This window comes from Endozoicomonas sp. ONNA1 (genome assembly GCF_024606325.1).
Classification (GTDB): domain Bacteria; phylum Pseudomonadota; class Gammaproteobacteria; order Pseudomonadales; family Endozoicomonadaceae; genus Endozoicomonas_A.
The window spans coordinates 1-1,149 of sequence record NZ_JAHHPN010000432.1 but is presented as its reverse complement, the minus strand read 5'-3'; the positions used below and the strand labels follow the sequence as shown (position 1 = coordinate 1,149).

2 protein-coding genes are annotated in these 1,149 nt (G+C 45.3%); one reads left to right on the top strand and one right to left on the bottom strand.

Annotated features, from left to right (window positions below; translation table 11 throughout):
• On the bottom strand, positions 1-762 hold a 762-nt coding region (locus KDK19_RS09930), incomplete at its 3' end, for a hypothetical protein (protein WP_257291851.1).
• Positions 763-943: 181 nt separating this feature from the next.
• Here KDK19_RS09930 and KDK19_RS09925 point away from each other — a divergent pair.
• Positions 944-1,149 (top strand): hypothetical protein (locus tag KDK19_RS09925; protein WP_257291850.1); only part of this gene is annotated, 206 nt, incomplete at its 3' end.

Sequence of the window (1,149 nt, the reverse complement as noted above, 5' to 3'; positions counted from 1 at the left end):
TTGTCCATCACTGTGGTAAATAATGGCGTGCAAATAATCTTCCGTGGTCATCAGCCTGATGGTTGCAAACGAATCGGGTGTTCGGGAAGAAAAATCAATCCTGTCGTCAATTATAAAAGCACTATCGATCTGTCCATTGTCAGTGGCGAAACGGCGAATAGAAAGTGTCTCTTCCTCAGGGCTGAATACGGCAACGTAGATCTGGTCTTTTTGTATCAGGATGTCCTGCTGGTTGTTAACTGTGACAATGTGGTTGATAGTTATTATCGCTTTGCCATTGTTGCCAAAAGAGGCGACGGGTTTTAGCTGTTGACTGTCGTATTGTCGGATAAACAGAGGATAGGGCGTATCTTCATACCTTTTGCCGGTTACATATAGGCTTACGCCATCTGGGGAGAGCTTTAGATTAAGTCCTTGTTCTTTATCATACAGGTCACTGTTTTCAGGAAAAAAGAGCCGTCGCTGGTGGTAACGGCCAACAAATAGGCTGTTATCTAGAGTACCTGTTAAATACATGACGCCTTGATGATAAGCGGTATCATTAATTTGCACATTTTCAGGGAATACCTTATTACGTGCGATCAATTGTGCCGGATATTTCTGGGCGGCACTTAAAGGGAACTCAAACAGGGTTGTTTTTCCTGATGGTGTCGTTGCAACAAGGTTAAGTTGAGAGCCTGTGGTTTCGTGAATCACCTGTCCTGTCAGAGACTGGTAAGAATCCAGTATGCTGGAGTGGTCAGCAGAGGTGGTGTAAGTCACAATGCCGCAACGACCAAATTGTTTATCCAGTTCAGAACCTTTATAGCGTGCCAGAATAACATCCTTGGAAGGCGACTCAGGCTGAATGACGACGTATATCTGCTGGTTTTCCGCGTCATAGGTTTGAAAGAGAGGCTTGCCTTTTGGTGGTGGGCAGTTTGACAGATCAAGTGAATCGGTTGTGGGGAATGTACTGTCAGACGGGGATGTATACGACGATGAATATTTAGTTCGTGGTGTGTTTGTTGGAGATGATATTTCAAAGGCTGATGAAGTGTTTGATGGTGACTCCAAATTTTCTAAGGCTCTGATGGCAGCAGCCGTGGTCAATTCGCTGGTTGAAGGCTGTGCTGATGACGCTGGGACAGCGGATGAAGTTTCTGGCGG